The organism is Dellaglioa sp. CoH-55-MRSF-9 (genome assembly GCF_056782155.1).
Genome location: NZ_JBXAYG010000003.1, coordinates 230,580 through 248,787, shown reverse-complemented (window position 1 = coordinate 248,787; position 18,208 = coordinate 230,580). Strand labels below are relative to the sequence as shown.

Sequence of the window (18,208 nt, the reverse complement as noted above, 5' to 3'; positions counted from 1 at the left end):
TTGGCGGGGATACAATAACACCCTTACCATTATTTTAATAGTTTATTGATTCATTTTCAATCTTTTTAACAGCTAAAATACGAATTATGCTTTGAAGTTAACAAGGTCTAAGTATGAAGCAGTTTCCATACTTGCGCCACCAACTAAACCACCATCAATATCGTCTTTACCCATTAATTCTACGACGTTACCAGGTTTAACTGAACCACCGTATTGGATACGAACTTTATCAGCAACTGTTTGGTCATACAAATCAGCAACTGTTTTACGAATTACTGCACAGATTTCTTGTGCTTGGTCAGAAGTAGCTGTTTCACCAGTACCGATAGCCCAGATTGGTTCGTATGCAATAACTGCAAGATTAACTTGTTCAACAGATAAGCCTCTTAATGCAGCAGAAACTTGTCCAGCAACCCATGATTCTGCTTCGCCGGCTTGACGTTGTTCTAACGTTTCACCACAGCAGATAATAGGAACCATACCATTATTGAAAACAGCATGTGCTTTTTTGTTAATATCGTCATCATTTTCGCCGAAGTATTCGCGACGTTCTGAATGACCAATAACAACATAGTCAACACCCATTTCAGAAAGAACTTTTGGTGAAGTTTCACCAGTAAAAGCACCTTCATCTTCAAAGTATGCATTTTCAGCAGCAACTTTTAAGTCAGTACCTTTAGCAGCATCAAGTAATGTTTGTAAATCTACTGCAGGAGCAGCAATAACAGATTCAACATCGTCAAACTTTGGTAATTTACCTTTAAGACCTGCTACGAATTCAGCAGTTTCTTTAGGGCCTTTGTTCATTTTCCAGTTACCAGCAATAATTGGTTTACGCAAAATAATAACTTCCTTTCGTTAATAGACGGTTTCTTACGACAATTTAATTAAAAATTATTTTGTTGTAATAGCAGCAATACCTGGTAAAGTTTTACCTTCAAGGTATTCAAGTGAAGCGCCACCACCAGTAGAAATATGAGTTAATTGATCAGCAACACCTAATTGTTGAACAGCAGCAGTTGAATCACCACCACCAACGATTGTTGTAGCTTCTGATAAAGTACCCAAGAATTTACCGATTTCAAGTGTTCCGTTAGCATAGTTGCTCATTTCGAATACACCCATTGGTCCGTTCCATACAACTGTTTTAGCATCTTTTAAAACATCTTTAAATTCTGCAACAGATTTAGGTCCGATATCCAATGCCATGTAACCGTCAGGAATGTCACCATCAACAGTTTTGTGTTCAACATCGTTATCAAATTTTTCAGCAACGATTGAATCAACTGGTAATACTAATTTGTCGCCAGCTTCTTCAATGATTTGTTTAGCTAAATCAATTTTGTCTGTTTCAACTAATGATGAACCAATCTTCATACCTTTAGCAGCGTAGAAAGTATAAGTCATACCACCACCAACGATAACTTTGTCAGCTTTTTTAAGTAAATGAGAAATAACACCAATCTTATCTGAAACTTTTGCGCCACCTAAGATAGCAACAAATGGACGTTTTGGTTCGTCAACAGCTTCACCTAAGAATTTGATTTCTTTTTCCATTAAGAATCCAGCAGCAGCTTGTTCCATGTTGCTTGAGATTCCAACGTTAGAAGCATGTGCACGATGAGCTGTACCGAAAGCATCATTGACAAACAAGTCGCCAAGTGAAGCCCAGTATTTACCTAATTCAGGATCGTTTTTGCTTTCTTTTTTACCATCTAAATCTTCAAAACGTGTGTTTTCCATTACTAAAACATCGCCGTCTTTCATTGCTGCAATTGCGTCTTCTAATTGAGGACCACGTGTAGCAGGAACAAAAGTAACAGGTTTGTTTAATAAGTTAGATAAACGTTCTGCAACTGGACGTAATGATAATTCTTTTTTGTCTTCTTCAGTCTTAATACGACCAAGATGAGAAAGAAGAATGGCTTTACCACCATTTTCAGTTACATATTTGATAGTTGGTAATGCAGCAACGATACGGTTATCATTACCAATCACACCGTTTTTAATAGGAACATTAAAATCGACACGAATTAAAACTTTTTTGTCATTTACATCTAAATCTGAAACGATTAATTTAGCCATTATAATAGCCTCCTGTGTAATTTTGATTAAATAAAAAGGCAGAGGGAGTATTGCGTCCCTCCGCCTAAGCATAGTTATATGCGGTTTTAAAAAAGTTTAACTAGATTATGCTTCTAAGCTAGCAAATTTTTCTAATGTACGAATCATTTGTGCTGTAAAGCCAGATTCGTTATCGTACCAAGCAACAGTTTTAACCAATTGGTTAGCGCCAGTACCAGTTACTTCAGTTTGTGTTGGGTCAAAGATTGAACCAAAACTTGTACCAATGATATCTGATGAAACGATTTCGTCAGCATTGTAACCAAATGATTCGTTGTTTTCAGTTCTTGCTTTAATAGCAGCATTTACTTCATCAACTGTAAGATCTTTTGATTTCAAGATTGTAACCAATTCTGTCAATGAACCAGTAATAACTGGGACACGTTGTGCATGGCCATTCAATTTACCAACAAGATCAGGGATTACCATACCGATAGCTTTAGCAGCACCAGTAGAATGAGGAATTGTGTTACCTGCAGCAGCGCGTGCAGCACGTAAGTTTCCACCACGGTCAGGACCATCTTGTAATTTTTGTGTAGCTGTGTAAGCATGAACTGTTGTCATTGTACCAACTTCGATACCGAAAGCATCGTTAACAGCGCCAGCAAGTGGTGCTAAACAGTTAGTAGTACATGAACCAGCAGAAGCAATCTTAGTATCTGAAGTTAAAATGTCATCATTTACACCGTAAACGATTGTAGGCATTTTACCAGCAGGAGCTGAGATTAATACACGTTTTGCGCCAGCTTTAATATGAGCTGAAGCTTTTTCTTCTGATGCGTAAAAACCAGTTGATTCTAATACGATATCAACATTATTGTTTTTAACCCAAGGAATATTTGATGCATCTGCTTCTGCATATACAGGAATTTCCTTACCATTAACAACAATACCATTATCTGTTGCGCTAACTTCTGCGTCGAAGTTACCATGGGCTGTATCATATTTTAATAAATGAGCCAACATTGATGGAGAAGTTAAATCGTTGATTGCTACAACTTCGATGTTATCTGAAACTTCAGCAATACGACGGAAAGCTAAACGACCAATACGGCCAAAACCGTTAATACCAACTTTTACTGACATACTTAAATTTCCTCCTTTAGGAAATGAAGATTTATTTATTTTAAAAAGCGTGTTTGCACACTACTTTTTTAAAATCGAGTTTGCGGCACCCTCATCCGTGATTAACCACGTCTGTTTAGGTGCAAGTTTCATGTATGCCACAATTGCTTCGGCCTTAGAATGGCCACCTGCAACTGCGAAAATACATTTTATGTGCGTGAGATCCTCTATTTGTAAACCGATACGAGGAATCCTATAAACGACCTTGCCTTGAGCATCAAAGAAATATCCGAATGCCTCACCTACAGCTTTGTCCTCTTTCAACATGTCTATTATACCACTAGACATGTCACGACGCTTAGCCATATGCATTGCTTCTCCAATACTGTGAATTACAGCATTGCTTTCCTTGATTAAGTTCAAAACTTCTTGAATGCTCGGTTCTTCAAGAAGAGGCTCGTACGTTTTCTCACTTAGTTGTTCAGGTACATACAAGGCTCTATGTTTGCCGCCTGTGTGTAATGCCATCTTACCACTAATCGAGTTGGCTTGTATATCTACTGATTCACCAACACCACCTCTGGCTGGTAAAAAAGTTAAATCGCGCTTAATTGAAAGACGTGTTGTCAACTGATCAGCTACTTGAGCCATCGTTGTGCCACCCATTACCGCAATTAAATTTTTACCTTCTGGCAATAAGAGTGCTAACTTAGCAGCTAGACTCTTACCCATTGACTCTAAAACTTTAGGTTGTTCATCGGAATCGCCTGATACAATCAAACAATGTTCAATGCCTAAAATTCGACTCAACTCTTGTTCATCCTGTCGAACACCAACTAAATTATCCATCACTTTTTCAAGGCCATGTAGTACTGATATACCTCTATCCGTTAGCGTCATTCCTGACTTACCAACGACGATAAGTTCTTGCTTACGCAGAAAATCTGTTTCGGTTCTCATAACGCGTTCGCTTAGATTTAAAGTTGCTGCCAACATTCTGCGACCAACAGGCATCATCCATTCAATCTGTCTTAAAACAAAATATCTTTGTTTTAAAACTTTAATCATGTCTGGTGCAATTGCTTCGATCCACTCTAATTCATGATGCATACTGCACCTGCTCTCTTATGGGGCATTATTTGTCCCACAGTGTCGCATTATGACCCATTAATTCTAAAAAAACAAAGCACGATAACATTCTGCATTAATCAAAGTGTCTTCATACCTTTATTACAAGACAAATTATATCAGGTTGTTTCATACTTTGCAAGCACTTCAAACGACTATCTGCCATGTCAGCAATTGACGTTTGATATATGAGATAAGGTCATAATTGTTCCTAATCCTTGTAGCGTTTTCTTGCTGATGACGATGGAATGTTCAGGTTTTCACGATATTTTGCAACTGTTCGTCTCGAAATATCGATGTTTTGTTTCATTAATTGTAAAACTATTTTTTGATCAGAGAAAGGTTTCGTTTTATCTTCAGATTCAATCAAAGTCTGCATAGTTGTCATAATCGTTTTTGAAGATAGCTCTTCAGCATTCTTTTTGTTCTTATTTGCGATTTGTCCAAAGAATGATTTTATTTCATAAACACCAGATTCTGTTTCAATGTACTTATCATTAACGGTTCGACTAATTGTTGATTCGTGAACACCTAAAGCGGCTGCAACTTCCCGTAAAAGTAATGGCTTAATTGGTTTGGTTTTATCAGTGAAGAAGTCAGCCTGATATTTCAAAATATATTGTCCTACTTTTAAAATGGTATCGCCTCGTTGTTTCAAGCCATGAACTAGCCATTCATATTCCCGTTTCTTTTCAGTTAAATATTTGATTACTTCAGGATCTTGGTCTTTTGACATATCATCAAAATATTTTTGTTGAAAAACAACTTCAGGCTGTGCACCGCGAACTTTGAATAATGTTAATTCATTATTACTTTTTTTCAAAACTAAATCTGGATAGATTTTACCAATTCTAGTTGTCCCAAATCCTGCACCTGGATTAGGTGATAATGTGCGAACAAAATCTGATATTTCTTGAATTTCTGAAAGATTAACACGATATTTTTTTGCTATGTCCGACCATTTACGATCGACAAAGTTATCAAAATCATCTTTTATGACTGTATATGCCAATTCAGGCGCTAAATCGTCAGAATCAATCTGTAACATTAAACTTTCTTGTAAATTACGTGCACCAACACCGGGCGGATCTAAGCGTTGAATCAAGGTTAACGCATCTAATAACATAATGGGTGGTATTCCTGATTCTTCTGCTAAATCATCCAAATTAGCATTAAAATAGCCCGTCTGTTCAATATAATCTACTAAGTAAAGAACAACCTTTCTAAGCGGTGTTTGACGCATCGTTAGATAAATTTGTTCCAATAAATAATCCAATAAAGATTGTGATTCATCATCACTGACTGAATTCATATAATCAGTATCACCATTTGTTGTTAGATTAACTTTATAACGAGACTCCCCTGCTTGGATTCTCTGATTGTCGTCAACAGCTTCAATCAAAGGGTTTTCCATCATTTTTTCAGTGACAAATTCTTGTAAATCTTCTATATTATATTGCAACATTTTAATTGATTGTTGGAGCTCTGGTGTCATTGCCAGTTTTTGAATTTGCGTTTGTTGTTGCTTAAATTTCTGTTCAATAGCCATTATTTCTCAACCTCCGCTTTCGTTACTTGTTTTTTTTACGTAATTCAGCTAAACTATTAACTATACTGCGCCGTTGGTGTAATGGATAGCACGTAAGATTCCGGTTCTTGAGCTGAGGGTTCGACTCCCTCATGGCGCATCGTTAAAATTAAAATATTTTCTTTTGAAAAACCTTATATGTTGATATAAGGTTTTTTGTTTTCGCTTACATTAATTATATATCATGTTTCTTAAGATAGCCATGGCGTTCTTACCACACTACAAAATATAATAAGCAACATAGTAGAAAAAAATTAGTTCAATCAATAATAAATTAAAATCGTTAATATAGTTGGATTGTAATCGTTACCATTACGTTTCATAAAAAATAAATCCTACCTCAATTAAGAGATAGGATTTTCTGTTTAGCTCTTTTTACCGTAATCACCCATTTTAATACGAAGTCATTTTTGGGAATTTAATCATAAAGAAGATAGAAATAATTGACCCAATGTAACAAGCCCAAACTAACGGGTCTGTATAAACCAAATTTGATAGAGTTACATTTAAAATCACATTAAAAATTGATAGTATTATAATACCACGATATTTACATAATTTATTCTGTAATAAAATCATAATTATCTCAATGTTCCCTACTAATAACATGAATACATCTTCACTATAGAATTTACCTGAAAGAGCATGAACAATCATTATAATTGCAAGAATCATTAATATTATATTTAAACTGATTGCTATTATTTTTGAATTGATTACTTTTCTAATCATTTAGTTTCTCCTGATTTATAGTATTTACATATAAAGAACAGTGAAATCAAAATAGCTACCAGGAAGGATTCTAATGTAGGAAGATAACAATCATTATTAATCTCAATGATCAACATAATTGCGTTTAATACAATATTAAACATTGAAAGGATTACTATTATTATTTTATCGAAATAATTAAATTGGACAATCAGCATAAAAAATTGTAAAAGAACGATTATACTTGATACTGAAAGGAATAGATCTATATGTTGACTTCCCATTCCGCCTAATGAAAATGCAGTATCAAGAAATAAACTAAAAGTTTCTATAATAAATATAATATTAAAAAATGAATGTAATACTTTGGAATTTTTTAAAAGTTTCAACATTTTTAGCTCCTTAATATGATGTTATTTTATGAATATAAATAGGGTTAAATGAACCCGCAGCATAATATGGCTATTCCTTTATTTTATATACCTCAACATATTTACCTTTTCCCGAATGTTGATGAAAAATTTGATTTTCCTACTCTAAAAGAAATTTCTAAAACTTAAATAAATTACTATAATAACATCTAGAAATACCCAATACATTAATAATAAGTATTTAAATTTAGGTACTAAGTACTTATTATGCCTTTTAATCATTACATCTAATAAATACGTAATAGTATATATAATACCCATTCCAAATAATAATAAAACACCTAAAACAAGTAACCCATCACCATTATTTAAGCCAATACCATTTCTATGGATATATCCATCTATGATAAATATAAAGGGTATTATTTGTATCCCGATAGTCGCTAATATTTCTATATATATTTTTCCCATACTATCCCCTTTTAATATTTTGTGAATATACTGTGGGATAAAACTACCCTTAAATGCTATTACTTTAATCTATTTTTTCATTAACAACATTTTTATGCTATCATAATTTCAACATTACTTCAAAGTGATTTAACCATAACGTTAATCTAATTTAATATTTAAGCAAAAACCCAACCTCTTAAATTAAGGGCTCTGTAATATATTTATCAACAACAGTTGTAATAGAACCTTTAATAAATATCGCAATAAAAAAAGAGTTTTTCCTCGTATTTTTACGAGGAAAAACTCTTTTTAGTTAAACTATTAAATTTTAATTATTTTGCATAATTTCTTTTAAACCAGCCAACTAATCCCATAGCTAGCAACAGAACAAGGCCCATCATTGATAGTCCTGATTCTTTCATTTCACTAGTCTGAGGTAAACTGGTTTGACCTTTTGCTGCATTTTTTAAGACAGGTGTTTTCCCATCCGGTGTTACCTGTGAAGTTGTTGGCGTCGTGGGGGACGTTGTTGTTGGTCTTGTTGTCGGTGTGGTTGGTTTCGTTTTCTCTGGCATTTTACCAACGAATTCGATTCCAACCTCACTAGTATAACTAGCCGCTTCTGCAGTATTACCGAATGCACCTAAACTAAAAGATAACCCCAAAAGACTAATTATTAAAACACTCATTAGTTTTTTTCTCATAACCATACCTCGTCTATTTTGACTACTTATCTTCTTTTTTATCAGTTTGTAATTCTTCTAGAATTTGTCGTTTTGCTTCTGCGACAGCTTCTTCTTTATCTTTTTTGTTACGACGACGAACTAAGAACCAGATGAGCAACAATAGAAGTAATAGCAAGAAGATTCCTGCAAGGATATACCACATTGTGTAATCTTTTTCTAAGTCAACCGCTTTTTCGTTCAATTTATCTGCCGTTGCGCCATCAATTGTGAAATATTCTGTCCATTTCCACTTATGTACCCCAGAAGTCGCCGTCATTTCTAAACGGTACTTACCAGGCTTAAAGGGTTGGTTATCCCAGAAAATGCCATAATTAAAGTTTGTATTTGGAGCCATTGTCATATTCGAAGTGGTTGAAGCATGTAGTGCTTTATCACCATTTCTTGAATAGACTTTTCCATCAACTTTCAGGTTACGGATTGGTGTTGTTGTTGGATCTTGTAAGTTTACCTTCAATGTATTACGGAAATTAACTGATCCGGGCTCAATCTTAAGTAATTTCATATCAGGCTTAACAACATCGTCAGTTTCAGTTAACGTTGTCCCAATAACAAAGGCATAACGGTTTTTAATTTGAACGTTACTCTTTGATTTTTTTTCACTATCTTTGTTAATTTTTTCATAGAAGTACAAGCCACCGTCAATTTCGCCATTGAATTTCTTAGCGGGCATTGTGATATGGAATGTATGCTCAATGCTTTTCTTAGCCGGTACTGTCACTTCTTTATCTGACTTAATGATTGAAGATAGAGGGTTTACCATTGTTTTATCAAGTTTTGGTTTCACGTGACTGTATTCAACCACTCCGTTATCATTTGTAATCGCTGTATTTGCTTCAGCCATTACAGTAACATCTTTGTTAGTCGAATTTTTTAATGTGACAGTAATGTCTTGCTTTTGGTTCGGTTTCATTTTTAAATTAAAATACGTTTGGCGCTTATCAATTTGGTTGTTTGGAATATTTGCAGTAACAGCAAAGTTCATTTCAGCAGCATTCGCTTTTTGAACTTGTCCACTAAATATAACTAATCCTGCCACAAACGCCATAATGATTCCAAAAAATTTTTTATTCAATGTAAAAATCCTCTTTCTTCTCAAATTAACTTTATGGAGCCGCCGTCAATGTCCAGTTTAATGTCGACGTATATGTTTCACCAGCTACTTTTTCAGCCGGGCCAGGCACATCCAATCTCGCTGATTTATTACCTGTTGTTGCATCACCCATTGCTATTGTCCAGGTCCCTGTGGGATTAGTATTGGCAGTTGGATCTACTACTTGATATGATGCACCGTCACCTTTTAATAATATACTATCGGTAAATAAACCGGCATCAGGATCTCCGTTATCTGTTTTCGATGCTACATTTTTTATTGTAAGCACAGTACCCTTAAGTTCATTAGCACCACTTTTAAATGATGTGTTACTAACCGTCAACGACCAGTTTCCTGTCGTATTATTTGTAACCTGAACGTAATTAGGTACATCCCTATAATCTGCATCCGTGAGCTTATCTATAACCCACTCACCTGTAGCTTCATCACGATGTCCTGTTAAATCAGCTACTTTATCAAAAGCAGCATAATAAGATTTTTTATTTCCTGAAATTTTCTGAGTACCAAAATGTAAATCAGAAATATAATCTATCCTCAGGTCACCAGTAGTTGGCGTAACTGGATTAATTGGTTGTACTGGTTTTGTCGGATCTAATGGATCAACTGGACCAGACTTTGCAAGTAATGTTAAGTTAGCCGCTGTGGTTGCAGTTTTTCCATCAGGCGCTACTGCTGCATCAGCCACTGAATTTCCCATTATTGAAATTGCAAGGAGGGGGACAATGGCTACTACTAGTCGTAAGTTTTTTTTCAAGCTCATTGTTTTAACCTATCCCTTTCTGCATCCTATAATGGTGCGTCGTTTAACGTCCATGTAATTACTGATGTATATTTTTCTTTTAATTTAGTTGATGCACCAGGTACGTCTAAGGTTGCCTTAGTAACAGGTAACGTGTTAGTACCCATACCCATGTCTTTAGCTGCATCTACTACTGCAACACTTTGACTAGATCCGTCTAAAACCATATCCGCTGTTGGTTGGGTAGCATTATAACTTGCCCCATTATTATTAGAAACAGTTCCAGGCGTCAATGTTAACTTAGCCCCAGCTAATTCTTTTGAGCCGGTAAACTGTGTGTTGGCAACTGTTAATTTCCAACCTTCATTTGAACCACGGTTGTCATCAACAACGATAGAATCTGTAATAGTAGCTGCATCATATTTTGCATCTGATCCACTAATTTTTTGATCTCCAAAATCAACACTTGGTGCCTTTGTCAATTTAATTTCTCCAGCTCCAGTAGCAGGATCAGCTACAAAGTTGACATCACCTGATGAAGGTAATGTTACATCAGCAGCATGTACTGCTGGTGCTACTGTTGAAAACAAAGTAACGGTTAAAAGTGCTGCTGTTGCAATTGCTGTTTTCTTCATAATTTATTTCCCCTTTTGTTAACCCAATTTTTATAAGTTTGCGTCTGTTAATGTCCATGTTAAATCTGTTGTATATATTGTTCCAAGATTTTTAGCTGTTTTACCAGGTACTGTTAATGAAACGGCTTTAGCTTTAGCATCTTTACCAAATGAATCAGTCCATGTTCCCATTCCTTGACCGTCTGTAGCAGTAACAACCTTAACATCGCTACCAACTGTAGGAGCAACGACACTATTATTATCTTTATCACCAATTATTGATGGTGTTGTTGTCGCATCCATATTTGTTGAATTAAATGTTTGATCTTTCATACTCAATTGAGCACCAGTTAATTCTTTTGTACCGTCAGTAAATGCGCCTTCTTGCTTAACATTAACTGTCCAACCAGCATTTGATCCACGGTTATCTGTTACTTGTAAGTAGTTAGCTACTTCTTTTGCTGTTCCTTTAGAATCTGTTATTTCAACAGGAGCTGCGTAGTAAGTTGTATCACTACCAGAAACTTTATTTTTTGAACCAAAATCAAAGTTTGAAACATAATCTAATGATAATGGACCATTTGTTCCTGGGTTAATTGGAGGGTCTGTTGGGTCAACTGGATCTGTTGGATCTGTTGGATCAACTGGACCTGTTGGATCTGTATTATCTGTAAAACCAACGCTACCTTTTGTTGGAAGTGATCCTACTGTTGCTGCATTTACAGCTGGTGCTGCAATTAAACCTAATGTTGTTAATACGATTGCGCTTGTTACGATTTTAGTTGTTTTCATTTTAATTTCCCCTTTTTTTAATTCCCTATTTTTTTGTAGCCTATTAGAAAGTGATATGACTTAATTTTATAAACCAGCGTCTGTTAATGTCCATGTTAAATCTGTTGTATATGATGAACCGACCGTTTTAGCTGAATTACCAGGTACTTTCAATGAGACAGCTTTACTTGCTGTATCTTTTGTAGCATCAGCATCGTAGACACCAAATGAATCTGTCCAAGTCCCCATACCTTGATCCTTACCAGCATCTAAGACAGCAACGTCAGCACCAATTGATGTTGTAATTGTAGCTTTAGCTATAGCTGGATCTGTTGTTCCGCCAATATTTTTAGAATTTAAAGTTTGTGTTCCCATACTTAGCTGTGCGCCATCTAAATCAGTCTTACTATCGTTAAATTGTTTTACTTGTTTAACTGACAATTTCCAGCCTTTATTTGATCCACGTTTATCTGTTACTTGTAGGTAGTTAGCTCTTGTAACTTCTTTACCATCTTTATCAGCTAATTTAACAGGTGCAGCGTAGTAAGTTGTATCGTCTCCAGAAACCTTATTTTTTGAACCAAAATCAAAGTTAGAAACGTAATCAATTGATAATGGGCCAGGTGTTCCTGGTTGAGGATTATCTGGGTCTGTTGGATCCGTTGGGCCTACTGGGCCTGTTGGATCCGTTGGATCAACGGGTGTTGTTGGATCTGTATTTTCCATAAATCCAACCTTACCTGTTGATGTATAATCTGCAGCATGTACTGCAGGTGCTGCAGCTAAACCTAATGTTGATAAAATAATTGCGCTTGTAACGATTTTAGTTGTTTTCATAATTTATTTCCCCTTTTAATTAATAACCATTTTTATTTTTTATTGACTAATTTAGATTTTATAAGTTAGCGTCTGTAAGTGTCCATGTAATATCTGATGTGTATTTTTCTGCAACTTTTTTACTATCACCAGGGATAGCTAATTTAACAGAAGCTTTGGCTTTAGCAGCATCTGTTGTTGCGTTACCAAAGGATTCAGACCATGTACCAGAACCTGCGCCATCTTTTGCTTGCATAACAACTTTGTCCCCTGATGTAGCTGAAATGTCAACGCTATTTGTTAATGTTGGTTTTGGTTTTGATGCGTTATTATCAGCATTAGTTGCTTCAGGATTAGATAACGTAATTGTTGTCCCATCTAATTCTGATTTTGTTGTTTCACTTGTAAATGCTTTTGCTTGTTGAACAGTAAGTTTCCAACCTGCTACTGTTCCACGGTTATCTGAAACTTGTAGGAAGTTTGCAAGATCTTTATCAGCTCCGGATGCATCTTTAACTGTCACTAATTGAGAGTCATATGTTTCGTTGTTACCTGACATCTTTTGAGCACCAAAGTTAAAGTTAGAAACATAATCGATTGATAATGGGCCACCAGTACCTGGATCTGTTGGGTTTGTAGGATCTGTTGGATCAATAGTATGTCCAGGATCTGTTGGATCCGTAATACCAGGATCTGTTGTACCATCATTTTTAGTCAATTCAATTTTACCGTGTGATGTATATGTTTGTGTTTCAGATGCATGAGCAGTTGTCATAATGGCACCTGTCACACCTACGCCTAATAATGTACTTAATAATAATTTACTTGAATTTTTCATCATTTATTTCCCCTTTATATAACCTTTTTTATAAGTTAGCATCTGTCAAAGTCCATGTTAATTCAGACTTATAAGCCCCTGCTACTTTGTTTGATTCAGCTGGAACAAGTAATGACACACTTTGTTTGGCAGCTGTATTATCTTTACCAAAACGGTCTGTCCATGTTCCCATACCTTTGTCGACCTTGGCTGTCATCACAGTAACTGCTTTGCCATCTGGATTGATGGCTGCTTGACTAGCTGTCGGCTGACTCATATTACTACTTCCGTTAGTTGTTCCATTCATTAACGTAATAATCGTTCCATCTAATTTATTTTTACCATTCATAAATGGATTGGTCTGTGCAACAGTTAGTTTCCAGCCTGCGTTTGAACCACGATTATCCGTTACTTGAACATAGTTTGGATATTCCCCAACCTTACCGTTTTTATCAACTAACTGGTCAAGTTGTGCATAATAAACACTGTCTTTACCAGAAATTTGTTGTTGACTAAATTGTAAGTTCGAAACGTAATCAATTGATAATGGTCCATCTGTTCCAGGATTAACTGGTTTAACCGGTTTTAACGGATCAGTTGGATTTGTTGGATCAACTGGCGGTGTACCGTCAGTATTTTTCACGAATTCAATAGTTGCATGCGACTGATAATTCACTGTTTCGCTTGCCAAAGCTTGCGTTACGGTAAAACCAGCCGGTACCATACTACCTAAAAGAACTCCCAAAATTAACTTTCTTTTTATCATCGTATCTACTCCCCTCGTCAGATTTTGATGTTTTTATAATATTAGCAAAATGCTAATGATTAACGTTAATTAAGCAAGGATTAGGATTAAGGCGCATCCGTTAGTGTCCATGTTATTTCCCCTGCATACTTACCTGCTTTAAGTGACATGTTGCTTCCATTAAGTTCAGCAACAACACCTTTATCGGCTGCCCAAGTGACATCTTTAGTTTCTTCTGTCTGACCTGAACCAACCTCTGTACTACCAGTATCTAAATCTTGTGCAGTTCCAGTTGCATCTATATATTTCAAAACACCTTTCAATGTGTTAGATCCATCTGTTAAAGGTTTTGAAACGCTAGCCTTCAATGTCCAAGCTGTTTTGCCTAGATTAGAAATTGATACAGTATTTTCAGCAGTACGTTGAAGATTGAAATTTTCTCCACTGTAAGGCAACATTACCCCATCTTTTGAACCAAAAGTCATTTCATCAGAGGCTGCAGTAATTGCTAAACCACCACCTGCAACTGTGATCTTAATCGTTTTTTCAACACCCTGAGCATTTACAATAACTGCTTCATAGTCACCAGCACTAGAAGTTGGTGTAAGTGTCGTTGATTTAACTGTAACTTTAGAATCAGCACCAGTTGATAGTATCCAACCTTTAGCCGAACTCTCTGTTAATATGAACTCATTTAATTTAGTCTCTGTTAATCCCGAGATAGATTTACTGTCCGTACTAAAATCCTTAGCGTAAACTACAGAATCACCATCAACGACGGTATCACCATCTATTACATTGACAGGAACGGCAACTTTAGCAGTTTCATTAGGTGTCACATCCGTATCCGTCAAAATCATATCTTGTATATAGAAACCAACTTTTGTGTTATCAAGTGGTTTATTTGATGGATTTGTAGGATCAATTTCTAATGTATGTTTATTAGTATTCATAATTGTTAAATCTTTGATTAATTTTGTTTCATCTATTGTAACGGTTCCGCCAACATCAATTTTTTGTGGAATAGCAGTTGCACCCAACTTGAATAAGTTGACAGTTACGGTAACTGGTTTTAATTGTTCGGTACCTCCAGCATCAATCGCAGTTACTATAACTTTATTTGCACCTACTTTTAATTTTGTAGGGTCAATCTTTGCAGAATAATCGACACCATCTTTTGTTGTTTCATAAGTATTCTCTGCTGGCGATGATATTGACCCATCTGGATACTTAATTTGAATGTATCCCTTTGTACTATCTTCATCTGAAACTTTACCTACAATTTTAAATGAATCTGTTTGATCCGCATAAGCATTAATTGTTGATGGTGTTACAGTTGCAACAGGTGGAATACTTGGTGTCGTTTCTTTATAAGTTAAGTAAGAACCTGTCGTTAATGTTTCTCCTGGGGCTAACGTTTTAGGATTAGCTTTTATTACAAAAGCACTATCTCCCTTAAACGGAGTATCTGGCTGACTAATGTCGTTGATAGCTATAATTTTATCAAGCACTGATGTCTCCATTCCAGTTCCTACAGCTCCACCTTTGAAATAACTACTTATATTTGATATATCTAATATACCAGTACCGGTAGCTTTCCCAGCTGAATAATTAGTCCAACCACCCAAGCTAGTATTATTACCGGGATCCTTCAATCTGTAATTCAAGGTATGTTTATCACTTACCATTTTAAATCCATTGTTAGGTCCCAAACTTTTTACAGGGACGTCATCCTTATCAACCAAAGTATCGACCCCCTGAGCTGCACCAATAGCTCGAGTTGCAGTATCATTATTTGTGATACTGAAATAACTATATATACCACCTGCTGCATCATACATTTCTTCAAATGTATAGCTCACCTTATATGTTACATCGTACATTGTAGCTTTGAATCCAGTACCATCATTATTTTTATAAAGATGGTAATCTGTAATTGGTCCAAGTTTTACAGCACTTTCAATTGTATTAGGCGTCGTGTTACTTTCTGCTGCATACCCATATCCACGATCTTTTGGAATAGCATTATTAATGATAATTCCATAAGACTTTCTTGGATTAGGATTTCTTCCACTGGCACCAACCTTCGTAAATGCCCAACTAGATGCATTACCCTGTTCACTGTAAGAATCGTTATTTGTCAGCGCACTTGGTTGGAAATTAAATGCTGCATTACCAAAATATAAAACAGGAGTCGCTGTATCATCTGCTTTTCCCGCGTTGTTTGTTGGAACACCATTTACTAACTTCCCGCCTCCTGTAAGTGACACATACTCATTTTTAGAATTTGATGCCACATCGGTAGTACTCCACTGAGTATTAATGGCCCCTTGTGATGGACCAACATAACCAGCAGCTGGTACTGCTGTCTCACTTTTTTTAGTCGTTGCTACTTTTTTTGTTGGTGCTTTCGTTACTTCTTCTTTAGTTGCTACTTCGCTTGTTATTTCTTCTTTTGTTGCTTTTATCGATGTACTTTTTTCGGTTGTTTTTTCAGAAGATGCTGTTTGAGGTTTAACGGTTTCATCTAGCTCTTTAGCTTGGACAGAAGTTCCTGGGCCCTCATTGTTAACCACGTTAACAATGCTACCTGTCATCACTCCTGCTAAGATAATTCCCGTCATTAACGTTGCTGAGATTCGTTCTTTTTTATTACTGTTATGCCCTTTCATTGTTTAGTCCTCCCCCTATAGTTGCTGCCTATTTATACCTAACATTACTATATTTAACTCATTAGTCTAGCTGATTAGTTGTGACCCCCTAGTCCCTCCTAATAGATTTATTCGTTAACTTAGCTGTAACCTAATCGCAAACTTATTATCTGGTTACTGCGACATAGCCAGTTTACCTATAATCTATTTAAATGTAAACATATTTTTTTAATTAAAAAATATTTATCTAATTTATGAAGTAACCGCTTTATCGATTTTGTTTTAATACAAAAGTAATTCATCAAAAAAAATGATGAATTACTTTTGCCAATTTACAGTTTATTTTGGTTACCCTTCACGAACTGGAACTACCGTTGCAAGACTTATTTCTGTCCCATTTGTTTCAGTTATATAAAGAAGTGTATAGGCTCCTTGTTCTGGAATTTGTACAGAGAAACTAAGATCTGACTGTACGACTGTTCTAGCAATTTCATTACCGCTTGCATCAGCAATAATAATTGTATTTCCAGCTGTTTCTCCAGTACCTGTTAAATATTTATCACTTTGATAATAAGAATCAACAGTTGGTTTAGCAATCGTAACATCTTTATGCTTAACTACCGTAGTTTTCACATCACTCCAACCAACACCTGTATTCTGACGAACACTAACTGTTGTATCTTCATGTTGTTTAGGAATAGTAACTTCGTAAAGTCCATTTTCATCAACGATACCTGTCCCTATAACTTTATCGCCAACTTTAACTTCAATTTTAGCACCTGGAACACCACGACCTGATACCGTTGTATCTGTATCAAAAATTGTTTCAACGGTTGGAATTTCTTTCAAAAGTGCCCAACCCGGGTCTAGGTGATATGTTGGCAACGTGTCAGAAGCATTATATGAACCCAACACGTCCCAATCAATTGGCGCACCATTTTTTACTAAACCACTATTAAATATATAACTTGAGTTATTTTCTGCGTCCGCTACTCTGATACCTGTATCTGTTACCATTTGCCCAATATCAAGAGATAAATGAACTTTGAAGTCGGCAAATGCAATCCAAGAATGAGATGGATTTTTGATTCGTAATGTTTTACCATTATCCTCAACTCGGATATCATTTTTATTATACGTATATTTACTTCCGTTATTAAATTGGAAATTTCCTGTTATATAATTATTGAACGAATCATGGTTAAAAAGTGGAACTAACTCTGAAGGAACTGACAAGACATAGTCTGTCGATTCATTAATTCCTGCCGAAATAATCGACTTTCCTTCATAATCAAAATCTAATGTACCTGTTGTCACTGTATTATTACCTTGTAAGTGTAGACCACTTGCACCCGTTCCAGATACTTTCATTGAGCCTCTTGTAATAACACCTAATTCTTTCGTACCTACTTTAGCTGTCGCCACCTGCTTTTCATGGTTACTAGCATCTACGGAATTATTAGCTACCCCTAAAATCATTACTGAATTCAATAATCCAACCACCGCTACCGTTTTAATCACATTCTTCTTTGTCTGACTCATTTCTACTTTGTTCATTTTATTCATCTCCTCTATTTTGGTTTATAAACAATTATTTGATACAGGCCCTCCATAAAAAAATTAGTTAGAGCATTACTAATACCTCCTTATATTTATATTTATTTTTTTATTAATACCTTAAACACAGCTTATCATGTTAACGCTTTCTTTTGCAAATTTAACCACTAGTATATTTTTAATTTTAACTAAATTGGACTT

Annotated in this window: 17 protein-coding genes and 1 tRNA gene; 1 reads left to right on the top strand and 17 read right to left on the bottom strand. The window is 35.5% G+C overall.

What is annotated here, in order from left to right; genetic code table 11:
- Nucleotides 1–84: 84 nt before the first annotated feature.
- From tpiA to rpoN, 5 genes are all read right to left on the bottom strand, one after another.
- Nucleotides 85–840 carry a triose-phosphate isomerase gene (gene tpiA / locus AC1RPV_RS04920; RefSeq protein ID WP_481761446.1) on the bottom strand — a complete coding sequence of 252 codons (756 nt, stop codon included), beginning with the start codon at nucleotides 838–840 and terminating at the stop codon, nucleotides 85–87.
- 54 nt (nucleotides 841–894) lie between these two features.
- Nucleotides 895–2,085 (bottom strand): phosphoglycerate kinase, encoded by a 1,191-nt coding sequence (locus AC1RPV_RS04915; protein WP_409022217.1) that lies wholly within the window; start codon nucleotides 2,083–2,085, stop codon nucleotides 895–897.
- A gap of 105 nt (nucleotides 2,086–2,190) precedes the next feature.
- The gene (gap, locus tag AC1RPV_RS04910) at nucleotides 2,191–3,210 is read right to left on the bottom strand and encodes a type I glyceraldehyde-3-phosphate dehydrogenase (RefSeq protein ID WP_409022216.1); all 1,020 of its coding nucleotides are present in this window, start codon (nucleotides 3,208–3,210) and stop codon (nucleotides 2,191–2,193) included.
- A gap of 60 nt (nucleotides 3,211–3,270) precedes the next feature.
- Entirely contained in the window at nucleotides 3,271–4,299 is a 1,029-nt protein-coding gene (locus AC1RPV_RS04905) for a sugar-binding transcriptional regulator (RefSeq protein ID WP_481761447.1), read from the bottom strand.
- Between the two features lie 229 nt (nucleotides 4,300–4,528).
- Complete coding sequence (gene rpoN / locus AC1RPV_RS04900; protein WP_481761448.1) at nucleotides 4,529–5,866, bottom strand: RNA polymerase factor sigma-54; 1,338 nt, start codon at nucleotides 5,864–5,866, stop codon at nucleotides 4,529–4,531.
- A 67-nt stretch (nucleotides 5,867–5,933) separates the two neighbouring features.
- On the opposite strand from rpoN, the gene AC1RPV_RS04895 reads away from it, so the two are divergent.
- Nucleotides 5,934–6,005: transfer RNA gene (locus AC1RPV_RS04895), tRNA-Arg, on the top strand.
- A gap of 293 nt (nucleotides 6,006–6,298) precedes the next feature.
- On the opposite strand, the gene AC1RPV_RS04890 is transcribed toward AC1RPV_RS04895, so the two are convergent.
- The 12 genes from AC1RPV_RS04890 to AC1RPV_RS04835 all read right to left on the bottom strand — a co-directional run bounded on the left by AC1RPV_RS04890 (nucleotide 6,299) and on the right by AC1RPV_RS04835 (nucleotide 18,007).
- Nucleotides 6,299–6,637, bottom strand: coding sequence for a hypothetical protein (locus tag AC1RPV_RS04890; RefSeq protein WP_481761449.1), 339 nt, complete (start codon nucleotides 6,635–6,637; stop codon nucleotides 6,299–6,301).
- 515 nt (nucleotides 6,638–7,152) lie between these two features.
- Nucleotides 7,153–7,458 (bottom strand): hypothetical protein, encoded by a 306-nt coding sequence (locus AC1RPV_RS04885; RefSeq protein ID WP_481761450.1) that lies wholly within the window; start codon nucleotides 7,456–7,458, stop codon nucleotides 7,153–7,155.
- A 314-nt stretch (nucleotides 7,459–7,772) separates the two neighbouring features.
- Entirely contained in the window at nucleotides 7,773–8,144 is a 372-nt protein-coding gene (locus tag AC1RPV_RS04880) for an LPXTG cell wall anchor domain-containing protein (protein WP_481761451.1), read from the bottom strand.
- 22 nt (nucleotides 8,145–8,166) lie between these two features.
- On the bottom strand, nucleotides 8,167–9,258 hold the full coding sequence (locus tag AC1RPV_RS04875) for a WxLIP family cell surface protein (protein WP_481761452.1): 1,092 nt from the start codon (nucleotides 9,256–9,258) through the stop codon (nucleotides 8,167–8,169).
- Nucleotides 9,259–9,289: 31 nt separating this feature from the next.
- Entirely contained in the window at nucleotides 9,290–10,057 is a 768-nt protein-coding gene (locus tag AC1RPV_RS04870; protein ID WP_481761453.1) for a WxL domain-containing protein, read from the bottom strand.
- A gap of 26 nt (nucleotides 10,058–10,083) precedes the next feature.
- Nucleotides 10,084–10,671 (bottom strand): WxL domain-containing protein, encoded by a 588-nt coding sequence (locus tag AC1RPV_RS04865; RefSeq protein WP_481761455.1) that lies wholly within the window; start codon nucleotides 10,669–10,671, stop codon nucleotides 10,084–10,086.
- A 30-nt stretch (nucleotides 10,672–10,701) separates the two neighbouring features.
- Entirely contained in the window at nucleotides 10,702–11,442 is a 741-nt protein-coding gene (locus tag AC1RPV_RS04860) for a WxL domain-containing protein (RefSeq protein ID WP_481761456.1), read from the bottom strand.
- Nucleotides 11,443–11,508: 66 nt separating this feature from the next.
- Entirely contained in the window at nucleotides 11,509–12,258 is a 750-nt protein-coding gene (locus tag AC1RPV_RS04855; RefSeq protein WP_481761457.1) for a WxL domain-containing protein, read from the bottom strand.
- Between the two features lie 58 nt (nucleotides 12,259–12,316).
- Nucleotides 12,317–13,078, bottom strand: a complete 762-nt coding sequence (locus AC1RPV_RS04850) for a WxL domain-containing protein (protein WP_481761458.1) — start codon at nucleotides 13,076–13,078, stop codon at nucleotides 12,317–12,319.
- Nucleotides 13,079–13,103: 25 nt separating this feature from the next.
- Nucleotides 13,104–13,820, bottom strand: a complete 717-nt coding sequence (locus tag AC1RPV_RS04845) for a WxL domain-containing protein (protein ID WP_481761459.1) — start codon at nucleotides 13,818–13,820, stop codon at nucleotides 13,104–13,106.
- A gap of 86 nt (nucleotides 13,821–13,906) precedes the next feature.
- Entirely contained in the window at nucleotides 13,907–16,471 is a 2,565-nt protein-coding gene (locus AC1RPV_RS04840) for a hypothetical protein (RefSeq protein WP_481761460.1), read from the bottom strand.
- A gap of 327 nt (nucleotides 16,472–16,798) precedes the next feature.
- The gene (locus AC1RPV_RS04835; protein WP_481761461.1) at nucleotides 16,799–18,007 is read right to left on the bottom strand and encodes an Ig-like domain-containing protein; all 1,209 of its coding nucleotides are present in this window, start codon (nucleotides 18,005–18,007) and stop codon (nucleotides 16,799–16,801) included.
- Nucleotides 18,008–18,208: the final 201 nt, after the last annotated feature.